The 23608-nt window shown below is 64.9% G+C and carries 17 protein-coding genes; 10 read left to right on the forward strand and 7 right to left on the reverse strand.

Translation table 11 applies throughout. From position 1 onward, the window contains the following. The 4 genes from RFM40_RS31935 to RFM40_RS31950 all read left to right on the forward strand — a co-directional run. The coding region (locus tag RFM40_RS31935) for an FAD-dependent oxidoreductase (RefSeq protein WP_320278951.1) at nt 1-602 on the forward strand (602 nt) is incomplete at its 5' end. 73 nt (nt 603-675) lie between these two features. Further along, nucleotides 676-951, forward strand: coding sequence for a sarcosine oxidase subunit delta (locus RFM40_RS31940; protein ID WP_320224265.1), 276 nt, complete (start codon nt 676-678; stop codon nt 949-951). Next, nucleotides 951-3932 (forward strand): sarcosine oxidase subunit alpha, encoded by a 2982-nt coding sequence (locus RFM40_RS31945; RefSeq protein ID WP_320278955.1) that lies wholly within the window; start codon nt 951-953, stop codon nt 3930-3932. The genes RFM40_RS31940 and RFM40_RS31945 overlap by 1 nt, the downstream gene beginning before the upstream one ends. Next, complete coding sequence (locus RFM40_RS31950) at nt 3925-4551, forward strand: sarcosine oxidase subunit gamma (RefSeq protein ID WP_320224266.1); 627 nt, start codon at nt 3925-3927, stop codon at nt 4549-4551. Before RFM40_RS31945 ends, RFM40_RS31950 begins: the two co-directional genes overlap by 8 nt. 152 nt (nt 4552-4703) lie before the next feature. Here RFM40_RS31950 and RFM40_RS31955 read toward each other — a convergent pair whose 3' ends face one another. The 4 genes from RFM40_RS31955 to RFM40_RS31970 form a co-directional block, all read right to left on the reverse strand. Then, nucleotides 4704-7853, reverse strand: coding sequence for an efflux RND transporter permease subunit (locus RFM40_RS31955; protein WP_320224267.1), 3150 nt, complete (start codon nt 7851-7853; stop codon nt 4704-4706). A gap of 247 nt (nt 7854-8100) precedes the next feature. Then, nucleotides 8101-9252: an efflux RND transporter periplasmic adaptor subunit gene (locus RFM40_RS31960; protein ID WP_320224268.1), complete on the reverse strand. Its 1152-nt coding sequence runs from the start codon at nt 9250-9252 to the stop codon at nt 8101-8103. A 53-nt stretch (nt 9253-9305) separates the two neighbouring features. Beyond that, nucleotides 9306-9911: a TetR/AcrR family transcriptional regulator gene (locus tag RFM40_RS31965; protein ID WP_126101585.1), complete on the reverse strand. Its 606-nt coding sequence runs from the start codon at nt 9909-9911 to the stop codon at nt 9306-9308. Between the two features lie 222 nt (nt 9912-10133). Next, nucleotides 10134-11774: an acyl-CoA synthetase gene (locus RFM40_RS31970; protein WP_320224269.1), complete on the reverse strand. Its 1641-nt coding sequence runs from the start codon at nt 11772-11774 to the stop codon at nt 10134-10136. A gap of 202 nt (nt 11775-11976) precedes the next feature. On the opposite strand from RFM40_RS31970, the gene RFM40_RS31975 reads away from it, so the two are divergent. The 4 genes from RFM40_RS31975 to RFM40_RS31990 all read left to right on the forward strand — a co-directional run bounded on the left by RFM40_RS31975 (nt 11977) and on the right by RFM40_RS31990 (nt 17005). Further along, complete coding sequence (locus RFM40_RS31975) at nt 11977-12942, forward strand: sugar-binding transcriptional regulator (RefSeq protein WP_320224270.1); 966 nt, start codon at nt 11977-11979, stop codon at nt 12940-12942. An 83-nt stretch (nt 12943-13025) separates the two neighbouring features. Beyond that, nucleotides 13026-15080 carry a bifunctional aldolase/short-chain dehydrogenase gene (locus tag RFM40_RS31980; protein ID WP_320224271.1) on the forward strand — a complete coding sequence of 685 codons (2055 nt, stop codon included), beginning with the start codon at nt 13026-13028 and terminating at the stop codon, nt 15078-15080. Between the two features lie 215 nt (nt 15081-15295). Continuing rightward, complete coding sequence (locus RFM40_RS31985; RefSeq protein WP_320224272.1) at nt 15296-15910, forward strand: C39 family peptidase; 615 nt, start codon at nt 15296-15298, stop codon at nt 15908-15910. 24 nt (nt 15911-15934) lie between these two features. Then, nucleotides 15935-17005: a D-alanine--D-alanine ligase family protein gene (locus RFM40_RS31990; RefSeq protein WP_430691754.1), complete on the forward strand. Its 1071-nt coding sequence runs from the start codon at nt 15935-15937 to the stop codon at nt 17003-17005. 76 nt (nt 17006-17081) lie between these two features. Here RFM40_RS31990 and RFM40_RS31995 read toward each other — a convergent pair whose 3' ends face one another. From RFM40_RS31995 to RFM40_RS32005, 3 genes are all read right to left on the reverse strand, one after another. After that, nucleotides 17082-18134 carry a substrate-binding domain-containing protein gene (locus RFM40_RS31995; RefSeq protein WP_320278952.1) on the reverse strand — a complete coding sequence of 351 codons (1053 nt, stop codon included), beginning with the start codon at nt 18132-18134 and terminating at the stop codon, nt 17082-17084. A gap of 41 nt (nt 18135-18175) precedes the next feature. Then, nucleotides 18176-19171: an ABC transporter permease gene (locus RFM40_RS32000; RefSeq protein WP_320224451.1), complete on the reverse strand. Its 996-nt coding sequence runs from the start codon at nt 19169-19171 to the stop codon at nt 18176-18178. Between the two features lie 75 nt (nt 19172-19246). Further along, nucleotides 19247-20758 carry a sugar ABC transporter ATP-binding protein gene (locus RFM40_RS32005; RefSeq protein ID WP_320278953.1) on the reverse strand — a complete coding sequence of 504 codons (1512 nt, stop codon included), beginning with the start codon at nt 20756-20758 and terminating at the stop codon, nt 19247-19249. 138 nt (nt 20759-20896) lie between these two features. On the opposite strand from RFM40_RS32005, the gene mtnK reads away from it, so the two are divergent. Together mtnK and mtnA are read left to right on the forward strand one after the other, a co-directional pair. After that, nucleotides 20897-22168 carry an S-methyl-5-thioribose kinase gene (gene mtnK / locus RFM40_RS32010; protein ID WP_320278954.1) on the forward strand — a complete coding sequence of 424 codons (1272 nt, stop codon included), beginning with the start codon at nt 20897-20899 and terminating at the stop codon, nt 22166-22168. Continuing rightward, a complete protein-coding gene (gene mtnA / locus RFM40_RS32015; protein ID WP_320224276.1) occupies nt 22165-23259 on the forward strand; it encodes an S-methyl-5-thioribose-1-phosphate isomerase in 1095 nt (364 codons plus the stop codon). Before mtnK ends, mtnA begins: the two co-directional genes overlap by 4 nt. Nucleotides 23260-23608 lie beyond the last annotated feature (349 nt).

Below are 23608 nucleotides of genomic sequence, written 5' to 3' on the forward strand. Positions count from 1 at the left end.
CCGGCGTCGAGACCTCGCGCGGCCGGATCGGCGCCGGCAAGGTCGGCATGGCGGTGGCTGGTTCTTCCTCGCGCGTCGCTGCGATGGCCGGACTGCGCCTGCCGATCGAAAGCCATGTGCTGCAGGCGTTCGTGTCGGAAGCGATCAAGCCGCTCTTGCCCAACGTCATGACCTTCGGCGCCGGGCATTTCTATGTCAGTCAGTCCGACAAGGGCGGGCTGGTCTTCGGCGGCGACATCGACGGCTACAATTCCTACGCCCAGCGCGGCAACCTGCCGGTCGTCGAAGATGTCTGCGAAGGCGGCATGGCGCTGATCCCGATGATCGGCCGCGTGCGGCTCCTGCGCCAGTGGGGCGGCATCATGGACATGTCGATGGATGGCTCGCCGATCATCGACAAGAGCCCGGTCGAGGGCCTCTATCTCAATGCCGGCTGGTGCTATGGCGGTTTCAAGGCGACGCCGGGCTCCGGCTTCGTCTTTGCCCATCTCATCGCCCGCGATCAATCGCACAAGGAGGCCGCGCGGTTCCGCCTCGACCGGTTCCAGCGCGGCGCCATGATCGACGAGAAGGGCCAGGGCGCCCAACCGAACCTGCACTAGAGAGATAGAGCATGATGTCCTCCGAAAACCGCTCCACACTTTTCGGCATCATGCTCTGAGGCGGCCGGAAGATATGCGCATAGTCTGTCCCTTCTGCGGCGAACGCGAACTCGGCGAGTTCACCTATCTCGGCGACGCCAAGCCGCAACGCCCCGCGGCCGATGCCGGCGAGGACGCCGTCTACGACTACGTCTACCTGCGCGACAACATCGCCGGCGCAATGAGCGAGCATTGGTATCACGGCGGCGGCTGCCGGGCCTGGCTGAAGGTCACCCGCAACACGCTGACGCATGAGATTTCTTCCGTTGAGCCGGCAGCGGGCGCCGGCGCGGCCAAGGTTGGTGCATGATGCGCGGCAGTCAGGCAAACCGTCTGGCCACCGGCGGCCTTATCGACCGCTCGGAAGAGCTCAGCTTCCGCTTCGACGGCAAGACCTTTTCGGGTTTCAAGGGCGACACGCTCGCTTCGGCGCTGGTCGCCAACGGCGTCAAGCTGGTCGGCCGCTCGTTCAAATATCATCGCCCGCGCGGCATCCTCACGGCCGGCTCGGAAGAGCCGAACGCGCTGGTCGAACTGCGCGGCGGCGCCAGGCGCGAGCCGAACACCAAGGCGACGACGGCCGAGCTCTATGAAGGGCTCGAAGCAACCAGCCAGAACCGCTGGCCGTCGCTCAAATTCGACTTGATGTCGATCAACCAGCTCTTCGCGCCGATCTTCGTCGCCGGTTTCTACTACAAGACCTTCATGTGGCCGGCGAAGTTCTGGGAAGCGATCTATGAGCCGGCGATCCGCCGTGCCGCCGGCCTCGGCCGCGCGGCAGGCGTCTCCGATCCCGATCACTACGACAAGGCCTGGGCGCATTGCGATGTGGTGATTGCCGGCTCCGGCCCGGCCGGCCTGGCGGCGGCTTTGGCCGCCGCGCGCTGCGGCGCGCGCGTCATTCTGTGCGAGGAGGATTTCGTCCTCGGCGGCCGCCTGCTTGCCGATGGCGGCACGATCGACGGGCTGCCGGCGGCCGAGTGGATCGCGCGCACGCTCGGCGAACTCGCTGCGATGCCGGATGTGCGCATCATGACGCGCACGACGCTGTTCGGCGTCTATGACGGCGGCACTTATGGCGCGACCGAACGCGTCAACGACCATGTGCCGGTGCCGCCGGAGCATCAGGTGCGGCAGCGGCTGTGGCGCATCGTGGCCAAGCGCTGCGTGGTCGCCGCCGGCTCGATCGAACGGCCGATCGTCTTTGCCGGCAACGACACGCCCGGCGTGATGATAGCGTCCGCGATGCGCAGCTACATCAATCGCTACGCCGCGACGCCGGGACGGCGTATCGCGCTCTTCACCAACAATGAGGACGGCTGGCGCACGGTGGAGACTGCACTCGCCGCCGGGCTGCAGGTTGCGGCGGTAATCGATGCGCGACCCGAGATCTCGCCCACCCATCGCTCGCTTGCCAGCAAGGGCGGCTTCCCGGTGCTCAACGGCTCCGTCAGCGGTGTCGACGGCGGCAAGCATGGCGTGCGCAAGATTTCCGTCTCGCTGACCGGCGGCGCGCGCGCCGAGGTCGAGGCGGAAGGGCTCGCAATCTCCGGCGGCTGGAACCCGGCGGTCGGGCTCACCTCCTATCATCGCGGCCGGCCGAAATGGCGCGACGACATCGCCGCCTTCGTGCCAGGCGACGCACCGCCCGGCATGGTGGCAGCGGGCGCCGCCAACGGCGCATTCGGCCTTGGCGCCTGCCTGCGCGAAGGTTTCGAGGCCGGCGCCGCTGCGGCGCGCGATGCCGGACGGAGCGGCAATGCGGGGTCTATGCCGGTCGCCGACGACGAGGCCTTTTCGGTGACGCCGCTCTGGCATGTCGCCGGCAAGGGCAAGGCCTTTGTCGACCAGCAGCATGACGTCACGGCTTCCGATGTCGAACTGGCGCAGCGCGAAGGTTTTCATTCGGTCGAGCATCTGAAGCGCTACACCACGCTCGGCATGGCGACCGACCAGGGCAAGACGTCCAACGTCGCCGGCCTCGCCATCATGGCGGCGGTCACGGGTAAATCCATTCCCGAGACGGGAACGACGATCTACCGGCCGCCTTACGTGCCGGTCGCCATCGGCGCTTTCGCCGGCCATCACCGCGACGAGAATTTTCATGCGACCAGGCTGACGCCATCGCATCACTGGGCGGCCGAACACGGTGCCGTTTTTGTCGACACCGGGCTGTGGAAACGCGCGCAATGGTACCCGCGCGCCGGCGAGAAGGATTGGCTGGAGTCGGTGACCCGCGAGGTCAAGGCGGTGCGCGGCGGCGTCGGTTTCTGTGATGTCTCGACACTTGGCAAGATCGACGTGCACGGTCCAGATGCCGGCGCCTTCCTCGACCGCGTCTACATCAACTCCTTCTCCAGCCTCGCCGTCGGCAAGGCGCGCTACGGGTTGATGCTGCGCGAGGACGGCATCGTCTATGACGACGGCACGACCTCGCGGCTGGCCGAGGATCACTACTTCCTCACCACCACCACGGCCAAGGCGGGGCTGGTGATGCAGCATCTCGAATTCTGCCGCCAGGTGTTGTTCCCCGAGCTCGACGTGCAGCTGACCTCGGTCTCCGACCAGTGGGCGCAATTCTCGATCGCCGGGCCGAAGACCCGGGACCTGCTGAAGGCGATCGTCGATCCGGTGGAAGACCTTTCGAACGAAGGCTTTCCGTTCATGGGCGCGCGCGAGGTCAAGTTGCGCGGCGGCATCAAGGCGCGGCTGTTCCGCATCTCCTTCTCTGGCGAAATGGCGTTCGAAATCTCGGTGCCGGCGCGCTATGGCGACGCGCTGGTGCGCAACCTGATGATCGCCGGCAAGCCATTCGGCGTGACGCCCTACGGTACCGAGGCGCTCGGTGTGATGCGCATCGAAAAGGGCCATGTCGCCGGGCCGGAGCTCAACGGCACCACCACGGCGGCCGATCTCGGCCTCGGCAAGATGATGTCGACCAAGAAGGATTTCATCGGCCGCGTCATGGCCGGCCGTGAGGCGCTGATCGCAGCGAACCGGCAGGTGGTGGTCGGCATCAAGCCGACCGACAAGGCGCGCCGCCTGCGCTCCGGCGCGCATATCATTCCGAAAGGCGAGACACCTGGTCCCGACAACGACCAGGGCTATGTCACCTCGGTCTGTTTCTCGCCGGTGCTCGACCAGTGGATCGGACTCGGCCTTGTCGAACGCGGGCGCGAGCGCATCGGCGAGATCGTGCGCGCGCATGATCCGCTGCGCGGCGAGGATTACGATGTCGAGCTCTGTAATTCCGTCTTCTACGACCGGGATGGAGGGCGCCAGCGTGACTGATTTTTCCTGGGACGTCCGCAGTCCACTCCACCGCACACTGGTAGCTGGCTCTTATGGCGCGCAGGGTGAAGCCGGCGTGGCGCTGACAGAAATCCGCAATTTCGACCTCATCCAGGTCATGGCGCGGCGCGGCAAGGCCGCGGAGATGGCCAAAGCTGCGAAGGCTCGCTTCGGTGTCGCCGCGCCCGAAACGCCGAAGGCAGTCGGCACCGCGGATGCCACGTTGATCTGGTCCGGGCCGGATCAGTTCCTCGTGCTGTCTAAAGGCGGCAAGCACACGATGGAGGCGCTTGGCCGAGCCTTCGCAGTCTCGACCTCGCTTTCCGATCAATCGCATGCGCGGGTTCTGATCAGCCTCACCGGCGCCAAGGCGCGAACGATGCTCGCCAAGCTGTCGTCGATCGACCTGTACCCCGATTTGTTCCCGGTCGGCGCGGCCGCCGCCACCTCGATGGACCACACCAGCGTCACGCTTTGGCGCGGCAAGGACCGGGCGGACGGCCAGGCCGTGTTCAACCTGTTGGTGTTCGCGACCTTTGCCGAGAGCCTGTGGCACACGTTGCTCGATTCGGCCGCCGAATACGGCGTCGCGATCGCGCATTCCGAGGAGCTCGGCTGAGGGCGTCAGCCAACGTTCCCACGCCGCTACCCCGAATACGCGTCATCCGCCATCGGCGTTCGCCGATGGCGGATGATGCGAGGTTGCCACCTGTCTCCTCATTTCAGCATAATCTTTTCCGAAAACCGCTACGCACTTTTCGGGATCATGCTCTATTCCGCAGCCAGCGCCAGCTGCGGTCTTTCGATGCCTTCGATCTGTTCCGGCTCCGGCGCCGGCTCGTCGGTCTTGGCCTTCTTGGCCTCGCGGGCGAAGAACAGCGCATAGCCCGCCGGCAGCACCAGGATGGTGAGCACGGTGGCGACCAGGATGCCGCCCATCATGGCGTAGGCCAGCGGCCCCCAGAAGACGGCGCGCGAGATCGGGATCAGCGCCAGGACCGCGGTCAGCGCCGTCAGCATGATCGGCCGGAAGCGGCGGACGGCCGCGCCGACGATCGCCTCCGATCGCTCCATGCCGGCCGCGATATCCTGGTCGATCTGGTCGACCAGGATGATCGAGTTGCGCATGATGATGCCGAGCAGCGCGATGACGCCGAGGATGGCGACGAAGCCGAACGGCGCGCCGCTGATCAGAAGCGCTGCCGCGGCGCCGATGATGCCCAGCGGACCGGTGGCCAGCACCAGCATCGACTTGCCGAAATGCTGTAGCTGGACCATCAGCAATATGACGATGATGGCGAGCATGATCGGCGCCTTGGCGGCGATCGAGGCCTGGCTTTCGGCCGAGTCTTCCGCACCGCCCTGGATCTCGATCTTGTAGCCGGGCGCAAGGCCGGCACGCAGGTCCTTCATGTCGTTGTACATCTTGGTGACAACGTCGTTCGATTGCACGCCGTCCGGCAGCGTGGCGCGCACGCTGATGGTGGGCAGGCGATCACGTCGCCATTCGATGCCCTGCTCCATGACGGGCACGATCTTGGCCACCTGCGACAGCGGCACCGAGCCGCCGAAGTCGGTCGGGACGTAGACGGAGTCGACCGAAGAGAGCAGGTGACGCGTCGCGTCCGGCTCGCGGGCGACGATGGAGACCGTCTCTTCGCCGTCGCGGAAGTCGTCGAGCGGCGCGCCGGACATGGTGGCCTGCAGCGTCTGGCGGATGCGCTGCGAGGTGACGCCGAGTGCGCGGGCTCGGTCCTGGTCGATGACCAGCTTCATCGCCGGCACCGGCTCCAGCCAGTCGTCATGGACGGCGCCGAGCAGCGGATTGGCCTGGAACCTCGCCTTCACCTCGTCGGCGATGCGGCGCACTTCCTGTCGGTCCGGACCCATGATGCGCATCTGCACCGGCCAGCCGGTCGGCGGACCGAGGAACAGGCGGTCGACCTTGGCGCGGATCGAGGGGAAGTCCTTGGCGAGGATAGAGCGCAGCTTGACGATCAGGCGCTCGCGCGCCGGCTCGTCCTTGGCCATCACCAGGAGTTGGGCGAAGTTCGGGTTCCTGAGCTGCTGGTCGAGCGGCAGGAAGAAGCGCGGCGCGCCCTCACCGATGTAAGTGGCGATGAAGCGCTTGTCCTGGTCGTCCATCATCCTTGATTCCAGCGCCTTGGCCTGCGTCTCGACCTCCTTGATTGAGGTGCCTTCCGGCAGCCAGAGATCGACCAGGATTTCCGGGCGCGAGGACTGCGGGAAGAAGTTCTGCGGAATGAACTGGAAGGCCCACAGGCTGGTGCCGAAGGTGACCAGCGTCATCACCAGCACGATGATGCGGTGGCGCACCGCCCAAGTGACCGTCGCACGAAGCCGCCGGTAGAAGCGCGTGTCGAAGACGTCGTGATGGGTGCCGGCGTGCTTGCGCTGCTTCAGGATCATGTAACCGAGCCACGGCGTGAAATAGACGGCGACGAACCACGACACCACCAGCGCGATGCCGACGACATAGAACAGCGTGCGCACATATTCGCCGGCGGTTGAGGCGGCGAAGCCGACCGGGATGAAGCCGGCCGTGGTGATCAGCGTGCCGGTGAGCATCGGGAAGGCGGTGGACGAATAGGCGAAGCTTGCCGCCTCGATCTTGACCAGGCCCTCCTCGAGCTTTCGCTCCATCATCTCGACGACGATCATGGCGTCGTCGACGAGCAGGCCTAGCGCGATGATCAGCGCGCCGAGCGAGATGCGCTGCAGGTCGATGCCGATCTCATACATGATGGCGAAGGTGGCGGCTAAAACCAGCGGAATGGCGATCGCGATCACCAGGCCGGAGCGCCAGCCGATCGACAGGAACGAGACGACAAGCACGATGAGCAGCGCTTCGCCGAGCGCCTCCATGAACTCGTTCACGGCGTCCTTGACGACCTCCGGCTGGTCGGAGACCTGGTCGACCGCAACGCCGTAAGGCAGGCCTTCCTCGAAGCGCTTGTAGGTCGCTTCGACATCCTTGCCGACGTCCCTGACGTTAAAACCCTTGGCCATGACGACGCCGACCTGGACGCTCTCGTGGCCGTTGAAGCGGTATTTGCGCTGGTACGGATCCTCGAGGCCGGAGGTGACCGTGGCGATGTCGCCGAGACGCGTCACCTGGTTGCCGGCGCGCAGTCTCAGTTCGCGGATGTCGGCGGCCTTGGCGACGTCGCCCTCGACCGAAATGCGCACCGAGCGCAGGCCGGTGTCGACCGAGCCGGCCGGATCGACGGCGTTCTGGCCTTTCACTGCGTTCTGCAGGTCGACTATCGTCAGGCCGCGCTCGGCAAGCGCCTTGGACGAGACGTCGATATAGATCTTCTCGGGCTGGTCGCCGATGATGACTGCCTTCTCGACGCCCGGCGTCGCCAGGAGCATGTCGCGCGCCTGGATGGCGAATTTCTTCAGCTCCGGATAAGTGAAGCCGTCGCCGCTGATCGAATGCAGCGTGATGAAGGTGTCGCCGAACTCGTCGTTGAAATAAGGGCCGAGCAAGCCCTGCGGCAGTTCATTGGCGATGTCGCCGACCTTCTTGCGCACCTGGTAGAAGGCGTCCTTCACCTCTTCGGCATTGGTGTCGCCCTTGACCTGCAGGGTGATGATGGCGCTGCCGGCACGGGTGTAGGAGCGCACGAAATCGAGATGCGGCGTTTCCTGCAGCTTGCGCTCGATCTTGTTGACCACCTGGTCTTCCATGTCCTGGATCGAGGCGCCAGGCCACACCGCCTGCACCACCATGACGCGGAAGGTGAAGTCTGGGTCTTCCTTCTGGCCCATGCGCATCAGGCCGAGCGCGCCGGCCAGGATGATCAGGCCAAACAGGAAGCGGGCGATGCTCGGATGTCCGATCGCCCAGCGCGAGAGGTTGAAGGGCCGCTTTTCGGTGCTGCTGTCGGTGGTCATGGCGCAAGTCCAGTCCAATTGGCCGGCAAGGCACGCTTGCCCTGCTGCTCATGAATTCTCGGTCGGGCTTCCGGGCGGCGAGGCACCTCAAGCGGAGAGAGACTCGCAATCGCGTTTGAAGCGGCCGTGGCGCGGGGGATACCAACATGCCGGCATCTCACGATCGGGCGCCTGCCGCCCGGAACCCATGCCCTCCCCGGCTCGCGGCTTGCGCAGCGAGAGCGGGAAAGGCTTTCGTCAAGCCTGTTTAGCGCAGGCTGCTGGTGGTCGCGACGTCGCCTTCCGCCGAGGCGGACTGCTGGGCGACGTCGCCGGAAAACTTGACCTTCAGGTTTTCGGTCATGAACTGCGTACCGGCGGCTATCACCACGTCGCCCTGCTTCAGGCCATCGGCGACGGCGACACCGTCGGCGGTGAAATTGGCAATTTTGATCGGACGCGGATGCACCGTGTCGCTCGCGCGGTCGACCGTCCAGACGATGTGCTTGCCGTCCTTCTCGGCCATCGCGGTCAGCGGGATCGACACGAGCTGAGCCTTGCTGCCGACGGTCGCCGCGACGTTGGCTGTCATGCCGAGCAGCACGCGCGGATCATTGGGCAGCGAAACACGGACCGCGAAAGTGCGCGACTGCGGATCGGCGCTGCCGGCCACCTCGCGGACCTTGCCCTCGAGCGTGAGCGCGTCGTCCGACCAGAAGCTCGCCTTGACCTCCTTGCCCGGGCGGAAGCCGGCTACGTCCATTTCCGGCACCGCGATCAGCACTTCCTTCTCGCCGTCGACGGCGACCGTCATGACAGGCGTGCCGGCGCCGACCACCTGGCCGATATCGGCGGAGATGGCGGTGACGATGCCAGCCTTGCTGGCCTTGAGATCGGTGTAGTGGACCTGGTTCTCAGCCTGGGCCAGCGTCGAACGGGCGGCATCGCGCGTCGCCACCGCCTGATCGTAGCTCAGTGTCGCCTGATCGAGCTGCGACTTCGGCGCGAAGTTCTTGGCATAGAGCTGCTCTGCGCGCTTCTTGGCGAGATCGACCGTCTCGACTTGACGCTCGGCGGCATCGAGGCTCGCCTCAGCGCTCTTCACCGACAGCTCGTAATCGGATGGATCGACGCGGGCGAGCACGTCGCCCTCGTTCACATGCTGGCCGATATCGACGAGACGCTCGGTGACCTTGCCGGCGATGCGGAAGCCAAGGTTCATCTCGGTGCGGGCCCGCACCGAACCGGAATAATCGAGCTGGCGGGTGGTTTGCGCCTCGCCGATCTCGACCACCTTTACCGGACGGACGACCTCCTGGACGACCGCCGCTTTCTCCTGGCTGCAGCCGGCAAGGCCGAGAGCCGCGATGACGAGGCCGGCGACTGATAGCCTGCGGAGGATGGAATTGGACAAAGACACCTTAGCACTCCCGAACTGGAAATGAACGTCGACCGGCACCCGGCGGGCAGCGGCTATTTCAAGGCTCTGATTGCGTATTCGATGAGGTCGTCGGGCATCGCCCGGTTAGTCTTGGCAAGGCACTGCGCGACCATCTGCGGATGGCACAGGATGACGGTGGCGGCGCCGAAGCAGCGTGACGCAATCACAGGGTCCTGCTTCCTGAACTCGCCGGCCTCGATACCCTCGCGGATCACCTCGGCGAACAGGTCGTGGATGCGGTCGACATGCTTGTCGATGACGCCCCAGTCGCGTTCGAGCGCGACGATGACCATCTCGTGGACCTTCTGGTCGTCGAGCATGACTTCCAGCGTCATCTTGTATTGCGCATGCACATAGCGGCGCAGCCGCTCCTCGGCGCTGAGCGGGAGGCGCGAGATCTCGTAAGCCATCGCGTAGCTGGCGCCGAGCATGCGGCCGCAAACGGCCTGGTGGATTTCCACCTTGGAGGCGAAGAAACGGTAGATGTTGGCCGGCGACATGCCGAGCTCGCGGGCAATGTCGGCGACGTTGGTCTTGCCGTAGCCGTAGTGCCGGAACAAGCGTTCGGCGCAGTCGAGAATGCGGGTCACATTCTCCTGTCTGGCGGGATCGGCCACGATGTTGGCGGCTTCTGACATGGCTCTCTGTCGTTTGATTAGTGACGAATTTCAACTTTCGTCACTCGTAAATCGAAAGAAGCGAGATGTCAACGCGAAATCGACGTACGCGTATAATTGGTGACAGATGGTGACAGTCGCGAGGAGCAATGACCGACGTCCGCGATTAGCCGATGGCCCTGTCCCATCGTTGCGGATGCTGACGCAAACAGTCGACGTCAGGGCCACGTTGGAAGGAGCGAGCTACGCCCCCTTCGCCATTTCCCGCAGCCGGAACTTCTGGATCTTCCCCGTCGACGTCTTCGGGATCTCCGCGAACACCACCGCCTTCGGCACCTTGAAGCGAGCAAGCAGGCCCCGGCAGTGCTCGATGATCTCGGCTTCGGTAGCGGTCTTGCCGGGCTTCAGCTCGACATAGGCGACCGGCACCTCGCCCCATTTCTCGTCGGCACGGGCAACCACGCCGCAGGAGGCAACGGATGGATGCTTGTAGAGCGCGTCCTCGACCTCGATCGACGAGATGTTCTCGCCGCCCGAGATGATGATGTCCTTGGAGCGGTCCTTGAGCTGGATATAGCCGTCCGGGTGCATGACGCCGAGATCGCCAGAGTGGAACCAGCCGCCGGCGAAGGCCTCGTCGGTCGCATTGCGGTTCTTCAGATAGCCCTTCATGACGATGTTGCCGCGGAACATGACCTCGCCGATGGTCTCGCCGTCGGCCGGCGTCTGCGTCATCGTCTCCGGGTTCATCACCGTGAGCCCCTCGAGCGCGGCATAGCGCACGCCCTGGCGTGCCTTCTTCGCCGTCCTCGGCCCTTTCTCCAACTCGTCCCACTCGTTGTGCCATTCGTTGACGACGGCCGGCCCGTAGGTCTCGGTCAGGCCGTAGAGATGGGTCACGCCGAAGCCCGCATCGGCCATGCCGGAGAGCACGGCCTCCGGCGGCGGGGCGGCGGCCGTGTTGAAGGTTACCATCTGTTGGAACTGGCGCTTGTCCTCGTCCTTGGCGTTGATCAGCACCGACATGACGATCGGCGCGCCGCAGAGATGAGTGACGCCGTGGTCGGCGATCGCGTCATAGATCGGCTTTGCCCGCACCCAGCGCAGGCAGACATGGGTGCCGGCCTGCACGGCGAGCGTCCAGGGGAAGCACCAGCCGTTGCAGTGGAACATCGGCAGCGTCCAGAGATAGACCGCGTGCTTGGCCATGCCGGCATGGATGGTGTTGGTGTAGGCCATGAGCGCCGCACCGCGATGGTGGTAGACGACACCCTTCGGATTGCCTGTCGTGCCTGAGGTGTAGTTGAGCGAGATGGCGTCCCATTCGTCATCCGGCATCGACCATGCGAAAGCCTCGTCGCCGCCGGCGACGAAGTCCTCATAGTCGAGCGTGCCGATCCGCCCGCCCTTCGGATAGGGTGCGTCGGCGGCATAGTCGGGGTCGTCATAGTCGATTACCAATGGCTTGGCCTTGGCCAATGCCAGCGCTTCCCTGACCACTCCGGAGAATTCGCGGTCGACGATCAGCACTTTGGTGTCGGCATGGTCGAGTTGGAAGGCAATCACGGCGGCATCGAGGCGGGTGTTCAGCGAATGCAGCACGGCTCTAGTCATCGGCACGCCGAAATGCGCCTCCAGCATCGGCGGCGTGTTCGACAGCATCACCGTCACCGTGTCGCCCTTGCCGACGCCGTGCTTCGTCAGCGCCGAAGCGAGCTTCAGCGAGCGCCGCCAGAAATCGCGATAGGAGATGCGCTGGCTGCCATGGATGATGGCGACGTGGTCGGGATAGGTCTTGGCCGCGCGCTCAAGATAGGTGAGCGGCGTCAGCGGCTGGTGGTTGGCAGCGTTCCGGTCGAGATTTGTATCGTAGGGATTGGCCATCCCGTCCTCCCCAAAAGTCTTTTCGAGCTTTCTAACCATTGCCCGGCGATCATGCCATCCCCCTGAACGACCGGGAAATGCTATGATATGAGCGCCCGGTAGAATGGCTGTCTCGATCAAGCCGCGCCGGAAGGCGATTACACCAGCCACCGAGATTTGACTTTTGTCGAGAGCCGTGACTAATGTCAGCGGAGGAGGCGGCATGGCGATCCGACCGGCAGAACAGCTCATCCACAAGGCCGCCTGGCTCTACTATGCCCATGGCCTTCGCCAGGACGAAGTGGCGAACCAGCTCAAGATTTCGCGCGCGTCGGTCGCCATGTATCTGCGCAAGGCGCGCGAGACCGGCATCGTCAACATCTCGACTTCGACGCAGCTCTTCACCGACGACGTCATGGCGCGCAAGGTTGAGGATGCCTTCAAGCTCGACGCCGTCTGGATCGCCCCGGAAAACGCCTATGTCGCCGATTCCTCGACCGACATCGCGGTGCTGGCGGCAAGCGTCTTCCTCGAATTGGTGAAGAAGGGCGACCGCATCGGCGTCGCCTGGGGCCGCACCGTCTACACCATCGCCGACATCATGTCCTATGCCGACCTGCAGGACGTCACCGTGGTGCAGCTCTGCGGCAATCTCGGCGCGCCCTATTCCTATCGGCCCGACCAATGCACGATGGAAATCGCGCGGCGGCTCAACGCCAAGGGCCTCAATTTCTACGCACCGCTGGTGCTGTCGACCGAGGCACTGGCGCAGGGCCTGCGCGCCGAGCCGGTGATCCGCGACCAGCTTGCCGGCGTCGGCGACTGCGACCTCGCGCTCTACTCAGTGGGCGCGGTCGACGCCGACAGCCATCTGGTGAAATGCGGCGCGCTGACGCCGGCCGAAATGACGGCGCTGCGCAGCCGAGGCGCTGCCGGCGTCATCGCCGGGCAGGTCATCGACGCCAACGGCGAAGTGCTCGACTGCGATTACAACCGGCGGGTCATCTCCGCCGAGCTCGCCTCGCTGCGCGCCATCGAAAAGCGGCTGATGGTGGTGCAGGAGGACAGCAAGTTCGAGCCCCTGCTGGCGGCGATCACCGGCGGGCTCTGCACGCATCTGGTGGTCGGCGCGCATATGGCCGGGCGTCTTCTCGATCACGCGGGCGCGGCAAGCAAAAAGGCCTCGTAAAAATTACCCTCGCCGCTTCTGTCATCAAGATGTCGCGGCTTCCTGTTCATGAGCAGCAAAAAGACGGAATCGGACGGAACGAGATGAAGAACCTTTGGAACGACGCCGACGCGGAAAAGATGGTCGACGACTATGCGAAGAAGGGCGTCGGCCGCGATCTCGCGCTGCGCGTCTACACGACCCGTCTTCTCGGCGGCGAGCCGCGGCTGGTGCTGCATGGCGGCGGCAACACCTCCTGCAAGACCAAGGCGACCGATCTGGTCGGCGACGAATGGGACGTGCTCTGCGTCAAGGGCAGCGGCTGGGACATGGCGGTCATCGAGCCGCAAGGCCTGCCGGCGGTGAAGATGGGCGCGCTGCTCAAGGCGCGTTCGCTGGACAAGCTCTCCGACGAGGACATGGTGGCGCTGCAGCGCTCCAACCTCATCGATCCCGCCTCCCCCAACCCGTCGGTCGAGACGCTGCTGCACGCCTTCCTGCCACACAAATTCGTCGACCACACGCATTCGACCGCCATCCTGGCCATCGTCGACCAGGAAGACAGCAAGGCGCTGGTGGCAAAGGTGTTCGGGGGCAAAATGGGCTATGTGCCCTACATCAAGCCGGGCTTCGATCTCGCCAAGGTTGCGGCGGAAGTTTTCGATGCCGATCCAAGCGTCGAAGGCCTGATCCTCGACAAGCACGGCGTCTTCACCTTCGGCGACGATGCCCGGCAGGCCTATGACCGGATGATCCACTACGTGAATGTCGCCGAGGAGTATGTCGCGAAGCACGGCAAGCCGCAGGCGGCCAAGGCGGAGCTCCCGGCGAAACTCGCCAGGCCAAGCGACATCGCGCCGACGCTGCGCGGCGCTGTCGCGGTGGCACGCGGCGAAGGCCGCTTCGACCGTATGATCAGCGACTTCCGTACCTCGGACGCGATCGTCGATTTCATCAATTCGGCAAAGATCGCCGACTATGCCGGGCGCGGCGTGTCGACGCCGGACCTGTCGATCCGCATCAAGACTGGTCCGATGGCGGTGCCCGCGCCGGACGCCGACAAGCTCGGCGACTACAAGGCCATCATCCGCGGCCATGTCGAGACCTTCGCCAAGGACTACCGCGCCTATTTCGAGACCAATGACGCGCTGGACGACGTCAAGCGCACCATGCTCGACCCGATGCCGCGCCTGACGCTGGTGCCGGGCCTCGGCATGTTCGGCCATGGCCGCACGCTGAAGGATGCGAAAATCGCCTCGGATGTCGGCGAGATGTGGATCGAAGCGGTGCGTGGCGCCGAAGCCATCGGCAATTTCCAGCCGCTCTCCAAGGCCGACCTCTTCCCGCTCGAATACTGGTCGCTGGAACAGGCCAAGCTCGCCTCCAACAAGCCCAAGCCGCTGACCGGCCAGGTGGTGCTGATCACCGGCGGCGCCGGCGCGATCGGCGCGGCGACGGCGAAACTGTTCGCCGCCAACGGCGCGCATGCCGTCATCGTCGACCTCGATCCGGCCAAAGCCGCTGAAGCGGCGAAGGCGGCCGGCAACAACTCGATCGGCGTCGGCGCCGATATCACCAACCCGGTCGAGATGCGCGCCGCCTTCGACAAGGCGGTCGCGGTCTATGGCGGCGTCGACATCCTGGTTTCGAACGCCGGTGCCGCCTGGGAAGGCCGGATCGGCGAGCTCGACGATGGGCTGCTGCGCAAGAGCTTCGAGCTCAATTTCTTCGCCCACCAGTCGGCGGCGCAGAACGCGGTGCGCATCATGCTGGAGCAGGGCACCGGCGGCGTGCTTTTGTTCAACACCTCCAAGCAGGCGGTCAATCCCGGACCGAAATTCGGCGCCTATGGGCTGCCCAAGGCAGCGACGCTGTTCCTGTCCCGGCAATACGCGCTGGACTACGGCGCGCAGGGCATCCGCTCCAACGCTGTCAACGCCGACCGCATCCGCTCCGGCCTTCTGACCGACGCCATGATCGCCAGCCGCTCCGGCGCGCGCGGCGTGTCGGAGAAGGAATACATGTCCGGCAACCTACTCGGACAGGAAGTGACGGCCGACGACGTGGCGCAGGCCTTCCTGCACCAGGCGCTGGCCGAACGCACCACTGCCGACGTGACTACGGTGGACGGCGGCAACATCGCAGCCGCTCTGCGCTGAACAAGCAAAGGCACGCCCTTTGAGCGGTTCGTCGTTTCACGAAACGACGAACCGCTCCTTGTCGTGACGCACGTGCGGACGGAAAACCGTTGCACACTTTGTCCTGAAAAACTGCTCCAACGGGTCAAAATCCCGCTCCAATCCGTCGCTATCTCTCACGCAGCTTTAAGGGGGTGCCTTGTGTCTCTCATGCGAGACGCAAGGCTGGAGCCGGCATGCAATCCAGGGAAGTGCCTTATTTCAGCCAGTGGGAATCGCCCGGCATGACTTTGCCGCTTCTGGCAGAGGGGCCATCGGCACTCCATCGCGATCCGCTGTGGCGCAACTCCGGCGCGGACACGGTCGAGGAATATGCGCGCTGGGCCGTCAATGTCTGCGGCATGGCCTGCCTCAAAATGATCCTTGCCGCGCGCGGTGAAATCGACCCCACATTGGAACTCGCCCGCGCCTGCACGGCCTATGGCGGCTATGTCGTCAACGAGATCGACGGCTCGATCAAAGGGCTGATCTACGAGCCCTTCGTCAGGTTCGCCCGCGAACGTTTCAGCCTCTCCGCGGAGACGATGACGAATGTCGATATGGCCATGGTGCCCCGACTTCTTTCCAGGTGGCGCTACTTCATCGCCTCGGTGCATCCCGCGATCCGCTGGCCCGAGCGCCAGCCGCCGTCGAAGGGCGGACATCTGGTTCTGGTGACGGCAGCCTCGCCGAGCGAAATCCGCTTCCACAACCCGTCCGGCCACGACCGGCAGAGCCAGGCGAACGTCGCACTGCCGCTCGCCACCTTCGACCGCTTCTTCGCCCGGCCCGGCATCGCGGTCGGGTTCTGATCCTGATCATTGGTGGATTTGTCGATGGCCGAGAAAAGACTGCGTATCGGTGTGCTCTTTGGCGGGCGCTCCGCCGAGCACGACGTGTCGTTGCTTTCGGCGACCAATGTGATGCTCGCGCTGGAGCCGGCGAAATACGATGCCGTTCCAATCTTCGTCACACCCGACGGGCAATGGCTCCTGAGCCACTTCAAGGACGGCGCGCTGGCGAAACCGTCGAGCGGCGCGGAGATCTGTCTGGTGCCAGGCGGCCATGGACGAATGCTGGCTGTTCCGATCGACGGGCCGCCCTACGAACTGCCTGCCATCGATATTCTGTTTCCGGTCCTGCACGGTCTCCATGGCGAGGACGGCGCCGCGCAGGGACTGGCGGAAGTGGCGCGCGTGCCGCTCGCCGGCTGCGGCATCCTGGGTTCGGCCACGGCCCTCGACAAGGATATCGCCAAGCGGCTGCTGAAGGCGGCGGGAGTGCCTGTCGCGCGTTCGGTGACGATCGACGCGGGCGCAGCACCTGCCCTCGCCGTGCTGGAAGATCAGCTTGGTCTGCCGCTGTTCATCAAGCCGACGCGGCAAGGCTCGTCGGTTGGCGTCGCAAAGGTCAATGCCAGCCAGGAATTCGATCGGGCGCTCGAGGAAGCCTTCCAGCACGATCGCAAACTGCTGGCGGAGGAATTCGTTCGTGGCCGCGAGATCGAGTACAGCGTGCTGGAAGATCCCGAAGGCGAACTCTTCGTCTCACGACCGGGCGAGATCGTGCCCGCCGAAAGTCACGGCTTCTACGACTACAATGCCAAGTATATCGACGAAAATGGCGCGGCATTGATCGTGCCTGCCGAACTGCCGCCGGAGGTCGAGGAAGCCATGCGCGACATGGCCGCCAAGGCCTTCAGGGCCGTCGGTTGCGACGGGATGGCCCGTGTCGACTTTTTCCTGAAGCCGGACATGACGTTCCTGGTCAACGAACTCAACACCATTCCTGGCTTCACCAACATCAGCATGTACGCCAAGGCGATGGCAGCAAGCGGCATCAGCTACCCGGAGGTCATCGACCGCCTGGTGGCGCATGGGCTTGCCAGGGCCGCTCGGTCGGCCTGAAGGACGGAAGAAACAATCGAATAAGCAGAAAGAGCGGCCCGAGAGCCGCTCTTTCTTTTTAAATCGTTGCCGAGCCTTACTTCGCGTTCGGGTTCGGCATCCAGGCCGGCATCGCGACATCGGCGTGGGCGAACTGCGGCAGCTTGGCCGACAGGTCCTCCATGTTCTTGATGTCCTTGTCGATGAGCTCCTTCTGGGTGATCAGCGTCGGCGGGACGATGACGTTATGGCCGGGATCCTCGCCGGCGAGCAGCTGCGCCAGCGCCCGCACCGAAACCTGGCCGACGACAGCCGGATTGGTGGCGGCGGTCGCCGCCCAGGCGCTGTCCGGCTCGCGCATCGCGGCGATGTCGGAGGTCGAGATGTCGGCCGAATAAATCTTGATGCCCTTGTTCATCCCCGCCTCGTCCACGGCGATCTTCACGCCCTTGGCGAACTCGTCATAGGGCGCGAACATCACCTTGATGTCGGGATGCGCCTGCAGCACCGAGCGCGCCTGGTTGGCGACGGAATTGGCGATCGGGTTGTCGAGCGTGCCGAACATGGCAACTTCGCTGATGCCCGAATGCTTCTTCTTCACGTCGACCCAGGTTTCGTTGCGTCGGTCGAGCGGAGCGATGCCGGCGACATAGACATAGCCGGCCTTCCAGCTTTCGCCATTGTCCTTGACCGCCTGCTCGAGCGCGAGCTTTGCAAGGTCGCGGTCCGACTGCTCGATCTGCGGGATCTTCGGGTTCTCGACGTTGACGTCGAAGGCGACGACCTTGATGCCGGCATCGACCGCACGTTGGGCGGCGTCCTTCATCGATTCCGTCAGGCCGTGCTGGATGATGATGCCCTGCACGCCGAGCGCGATGGCCTGGTCGACCATGTCGGCCTGGAGGGCCGCATCCTGGCGGCTGTCCAGCACGCGCAGGTCGACGCCGAGCGCCTTGGCCTGCGCCTCGACGCCGGAGAGATACGCCTGGAAGAAGTCACCGGTCGAAAGGTAACGCACCAACGCGATCTTGACGCCGGGCTTGTCGAACGGCGCCGGACGGTCCGCGGCCAGCGCCGTGCCCTGCATCAGCAGCGCCGCGCCCGCAAGGCCAAGTGCGGCCTTGCCCAAAAGTCTTCTTGTAATGCTCACTTTTTCCTCCGTTTGTGTTCTCATCAATGCCCCGGTCGAACCTATCTCTTGCCCCTGCCGGAAAGGGCGAAGGTGAAGACAAGGGCGACGACGAGCACCGCGCCCTTGACGAAATCCTGCGTGTAGTAAGGGGCGTTCATCATCGTCAGACCTTGCAGCAGGACGCCGACGAACACCGCGCCGACGGCGGTGCCGAAGGCGTTGGGCTTGGCGGCACCGAGCACCGCGTAACCGATAAGCGCCGCCGCGACTGCGTCGAGCAGGAGATTATTACCCGAGGCGATGTCGCCGCGTCCAAGCCGGGCGGCGAGCAAAATCCCGCCGATCGAGGCAAAAACTCCTGATATGACGTAGGCCCAGATTTTGTATGCCTTGACAGGCGCGCCGGCGAGTTCGGCGGCGCGCTCATTGCTGCCGACGGCGTACATCATGCGGCCGAAGCGGGTGTATTCAAGGAAGAACCAGATCAACACCGCGAGCACGACGAGCACCACCACCGAGACCGGGATCAGGTTCGGGATGAAGAAGTCGATGCGGTGGCGGCCAAGCGCCAGGAAGGCCTCGCTGAACCTGCCGTTGGCGACGGAGCCGTCGGGCATCGTCATGCCGGTCGCGATCGAGCGGCCCTCGGTCGGGATGCGCTGCAGGCCAAGCAGCAGGAACATCATGCCCAGCGTCGCCAGCAGGTCGGGCACGCGCATATAGACGATCAGCCAGCCGTTGATCAGGCCGACGACGACGCCGATGACCACGCAGGCGATGACGGCAACGATGGCGTTCTGCTCCAGCACCACCATCGCATAGGACGCCGCCATCATGGCGCTGGTGGCGACCGAGCCGATCGACAGGTCGAAGCCACCGACGACCAGCGTCGCGGTGACGCCGAGCGCCAGCACGCCGGTGATCGCCACCGACTGGAAGATGAAGACCGCGCTTTGCGGCGAGGCGAAGCCGTCGGCGGCGATCGCGAAATAGGCAATCAGCCCGACAAGCAGGACGATGAAACCATAGCGGATGGCATAGTCGCGCAATGTCATCGAACGCTCCCGCGCCGTCGCCCTCTCCGCTAAACTGGAACTCATGCCTGCACTCCAAATCTCGTCATCCGGATCTCACGCCGCGCTGGTGAGCGGCCCGCCGGCCACCTCGGCCAGCAACCGATCGAGGTCGATGTCGGCGTTCCTGTGCTCGCCGACGATCGTGTGTTCCGACATCACCAGGATGCGGTCGGCGGTCTCCAGCGCCTCGTCGAGCTCGGTGACGAAAATGAGCGTGGCGCGGCCGTCGGCGCTTGCCCTGAGCTTGGCTGCGATGTCGCGCCTTGCCGAGATGTCGACGCCCTGGAACGGCTCATCGAGGATGAACAGGCGCGAGTTCTGCGACATCCAGCGCGCGACCATCACCTTCTGCTGGTTGCCGCCCGACAGCGCCGAGAGCTCGTCCTTCTCGGAGCGGCAGACGATGCCGAGTTCGTCGATCTGGCGTCGAGCGGCAGCTCGTTCTGCGCGCTTCCTCATGACGCCAAAGCCCGACATGCGCCTGAGGAACGGCAGGCTGATGTTGCGCTCGATGTTGAAGCCGCCGACGATGCCACTGTCGGCGCGGTCCTTGGCGACGAGGAAGACGCCGGCGGCGATCGCCTCGCGCGCCGAGTGAGGTGCATAGGGCTGGCCGTCCATATGCATGGTGCCGGCGAGCGGCCTGCGCACGCCGAACAAAGTTTCGGCAAGCGCCGTCTTGCCGACACCGACAAGGCCGGTGACCGCCACTACTTCGCCGGCGCCGAGAGTTATCGAGATCGGTTTCGCACCCTGCGACAATTGCAGGCCTTCGGAGGAGAAGACCGCGCGCGCCGAGCTTCTGGCGACGACCCGGTCGAGATGGATCTTGCGGCCGAGCATGGCGTTGACGGCGCCCTCATAGTCGAGCGGCTTCCGGTCGAAGACGCCGGAGACGGCGCCGTCGCGCATCGAGACGATGCGGTCGGCAAGGCGCCTGATGTCGGACATGCGGTGCGAGATGTAGAGGACGGCGACGCCCTGCCCGCGCAGCCGGTCGATCAGCGAAAACAGCCGGTCGGCCTCGGCGCTCGACAGCGAGGAGGTCGGCTCGTCGAGGATCAGCACCTTCGGCCGGTGCGCCATGGCGCGGGCTATGGCCACCATCTGCCGGTCGGCGAGCGAGAGGTCGGCGACACGCGCCCTGAGGTCGATGGCGAGGCCCATACGGTCGGCGACGGCCTTGGCTTCGGCGCGGACGTTGCTCGGCTTGAACAAAACCGTGGCGCCTTTGCCGCTCAGCCTATCCAGCGTCAGATTGGTGGCGACGTCGAGATCGGCCACCACGCCGTCATTGATGTTCTGATGCACGGTGACGACGCCGGCGCGGATCGCTTCGGCCGGCGTGCGGGGATCGAAGGCGTCGCCGGCCAGCCGCATCATGCCGCCGCCGCGCTCGTAGACGCCGCTGACGATCTTGACCAGGGTGGATTTGCCAGCGCCGTTGGCGCCCATCAGCACCGTGACCTCGCCTGCATAAAGCTCGAGCGAGATGCCGCCAAGCACCTCGTTCTGGCCAAAGGATTTCCTCAGGCCCTCCACACGGAACACGGCATCTGCGCCCATTCGTTCCTCCCTGATCCGTGACGCTATGGTCTGTATCGGCAATTGTCAACACGATTGACATTTGCCAGAGCGCTTCCTAGCTTGGCCCTGCCGCCGTGGCTCCGCTATCGTTGGAAACCACGAGCAGGAGGGGAGAGAATGACCGGGACGAAGCCGTTCGAAGCATTGTCGGTGGAGACGCTGCCGAAGCGCCTTGGCGAGAACGCGGCGCTGAGCGAGCGCATCGGCAAGGACGCGAGCCGTTGGACAGTACGCGAGGTCGGCGACGGCAATTTGAACCTCGTCTTCATCGTCGAAGGCGACAAGGGCGCGGCCGTGGTCAAGCAGGCGCTGCCCTATGTGCGGCTGGTCGGCGACAGCTGGCCGCTGCCGCTTAAGCGTTCCTTCTTCGAATATCATGCGCTGACAAGGCAAGAGCGCCGAGCGCCTGGCTCGGTGCCGGCGATCTACCATTTCGACGAGGGCCAGGCGCTGATCGTCATGGAGTATCTGTCGCCACACGTCATTCTCAGGCGCGCTCTGATCGACGGCCGGGAACTGCCGAACATCGCGCGCGACATCGGCCTGTTCATGGCGCGCACGCTGTTTCGCGGCTCGGACCTGTCGATGGTGACAAAGGAGCGCAAGGCCGACCTCGCGCTCTTCGCAGACAATGTCGAGCTCTGCGACATCACCGAGAACCTGGTGTTTTCCGATCCCTATTTCGATGCCGAGATGAACCGGCACACCAGCCCGCAGCTCGACGGCGTGGTCGCCGAACTGCGCGCCGACCGCGACCTCAAGGTCGAGGCGCAGCGGCTGAAGCATCTCTTCGCCGCCAACGCCGAGACGCTGCTGCATGGCGACCTGCATTCGGGCTCGATCATGGTGACCGACACAGAGACCCGGATGATCGATCCGGAATTCGCCTTCTACGGGCCGATCGCCTTCGATGTCGGCATGCTGCTCGCCAATTTCTGGATGGCCTTCTTCTCGCAGCGCGGCCACGAGGAGAAAGGCAGCCGCGACTCGATGCGCGCCTATCTGCTCAAGGTCACGGCCGAGACCTGGGCTATCTTCCGCGCCGAGTTCTCGCAGCTGTGGCGCACCGAGCGCACCGGCATGCTCTACCACAGGAGCTTGTTCGAGGATCAGGGCGACCGGCTCGCGGCCGAACAGGCGCTCGGCCACGTGCTCTCCGGCATCTGGACCGACCTGCTCGGCTTTGCCGGCATCGAGGTGCACCGGCGCATCCTCGGCCTCGCCCACAATGCCGATTTCGAGACCATTGCCGATGAAAACCTGCGCGCCACATGTGAGGCCAGGGCGCTACGCTTCGGCCGCCACATCGCCGTCAACCGGCGCCAGATCCACAGCATCGACGAGGTCAACAACCTGGCCGCGCTGATCGAACAGGAGAGCACAATTTGAACGTCGGCGAACGCCACTACCGCACCATCTGGCTGAGCGACGACAAGCGTTCGGTCGAGATCATCGACCAGCGCTGGCTGCCGCATGAGTTCCGCATCGAGAAGATCGGAACCGTCGCCCGCATCGCCACCGCGATCCGCGACATGTGGGTGCGCGGCGCGCCGCTGATCGGCGTCACCGCCGCCTACGGCGTCGCCATCCAGATGACGGAGGATGCGTCGGACGAAGCGCTCGACGCGGTGTGGGAGACGCTGCACAAGACGCGGCCGACGGCAATCAATCTGCGCTGGGCGCTGGACGAGATGCGCCGGCACCTGAAACCGCTCGCGCCGGAAAGGCGCGCCGAGGCGGCTTACCGGCGCGCCGCCGAGATCGCCGACGAGGATGTCGGGCTGAATCGCGCCATCGGCGAGAACGGGCTTGCGATCATCAAGGCAATCGCGGCGCGCAAGAAGCCGGGTGAAACCGTCAACATCCTCACCCATTGCAATGCCGGCTGGCTGGCGACGGTCGACTACGGCACCGCCACCGCGCCGATCTATCTGGCGACGGAGGCCGGCATTCCGGTCCACGTCTATGTCGACGAGACCAGGCCACGCAACCAGGGCGCCCAGCTCACCGCCTGGGAGATGGCCGGCCATGGCGTGCCGCACACGCTGATCGTCGACAATGCCGGCGGGCATTTGATGCAGCATGGCGACATCGACATGGTGATCGTCGGCACCGACCGCACCACCGCCAATGGCGACGTCTGCAACAAGATCGGCACCTATCTCAAGGCTTTAGCCGCCGCCGACAACGACGTGCCCTTCTATGTCGCGCTGCCCTCGCCCACCATCGACTGGACCGTCGCCGACGGGCTCGCCGAAATCCCGATCGAGGAACGCTCGGGCGACGAGGTCTCGCTGGTGTGGGGCAAGACGGCCGACGGCAAGGTAGCCCAGGTGCGCGTCTCACCCGATGCGACGCCGGCGGCAAACCCTGCCTTCGACGTGACGCCGGCGCGGCTGGTGACGGGGCTGATCACCGAGCGCGGCGTGGCGAAGGCCTCGCGCGAGGGGCTGAAGGCGATGTTCCCAGAGCGGGGGTAGTTCTCCCATCGTGGGGAGACGTTCGGTAGGACACTGGGCGCTGTCCCGCCAGCGTATCAATGCTAGGGTTCCTCGCCCCCGCCAAAGGCGGGGGAGAGGTGGCCGCGAAGCGGACGGAGAGGGGGACTTCGTAGGGCGCTCCCCTCTCCGTCTCGGCTTCGCCGAGCCACCTCTCCCCCACATTCGTGGGGGCGAGGAACCTTGATCCTGCAGCGCCGCGTTCCTTCGCGACCCCTCTGGCCTGCCGGCCATCTCGAGGGGGGATTAGCGCTCCTGCGTCATGGTTGTGTGCGTCAAGTTCTGCAAAAAGGGGCGGCCATGAAGCTGGTCATGCGGCTTGGCGCAGAGC

It is taken from the genome of Mesorhizobium captivum, assembly GCF_033977165.1.
Lineage (GTDB): Bacteria > Pseudomonadota > Alphaproteobacteria > Rhizobiales > Rhizobiaceae > Mesorhizobium > Mesorhizobium captivum.

What these genes read in the sequence shown, in the direction of transcription:
- RFM40_RS31940 (WP_320224265.1), top strand. Translation starts at nt 676, where the DNA reads ATGCGCATAGTCTGTCCCTTCTGCGGCGAACGCGAACTCGGCGAGTTC.
- RFM40_RS31945 (WP_320278955.1), top strand. Translation starts at nt 951, where the DNA reads ATGCGCGGCAGTCAGGCAAACCGTCTGGCCACCGGCGGCCTTATCGAC.
- RFM40_RS31955 (WP_320224267.1), bottom strand. Translation starts at nt 7,853, where the DNA reads ATGACCACCGACAGCAGCACCGAAAAGCGGCCCTTCAACCTCTCGCGC.
- RFM40_RS31965 (WP_126101585.1), bottom strand. Translation starts at nt 9,911, where the DNA reads ATGTCAGAAGCCGCCAACATCGTGGCCGATCCCGCCAGACAGGAGAAT.
- RFM40_RS31970 (WP_320224269.1), bottom strand. Translation starts at nt 11,774, where the DNA reads ATGGCCAATCCCTACGATACAAATCTCGACCGGAACGCTGCCAACCAC.
- RFM40_RS31975 (WP_320224270.1), top strand. Translation starts at nt 11,977, where the DNA reads ATGGCGATCCGACCGGCAGAACAGCTCATCCACAAGGCCGCCTGGCTC.
- RFM40_RS31980 (WP_320224271.1), top strand. Translation starts at nt 13,026, where the DNA reads ATGAAGAACCTTTGGAACGACGCCGACGCGGAAAAGATGGTCGACGAC.
- RFM40_RS31985 (WP_320224272.1), top strand. Translation starts at nt 15,296, where the DNA reads ATGCAATCCAGGGAAGTGCCTTATTTCAGCCAGTGGGAATCGCCCGGC.
- RFM40_RS31990 (WP_430691754.1), top strand. Translation starts at nt 15,935, where the DNA reads ATGGCCGAGAAAAGACTGCGTATCGGTGTGCTCTTTGGCGGGCGCTCC.
- RFM40_RS32000 (WP_320224451.1), bottom strand. Translation starts at nt 19,171, where the DNA reads ATGACATTGCGCGACTATGCCATCCGCTATGGTTTCATCGTCCTGCTT.
- RFM40_RS32005 (WP_320278953.1), bottom strand. Translation starts at nt 20,758, where the DNA reads ATGGGCGCAGATGCCGTGTTCCGTGTGGAGGGCCTGAGGAAATCCTTT.
- mtnK (WP_320278954.1), top strand. Translation starts at nt 20,897, where the DNA reads ATGACCGGGACGAAGCCGTTCGAAGCATTGTCGGTGGAGACGCTGCCG.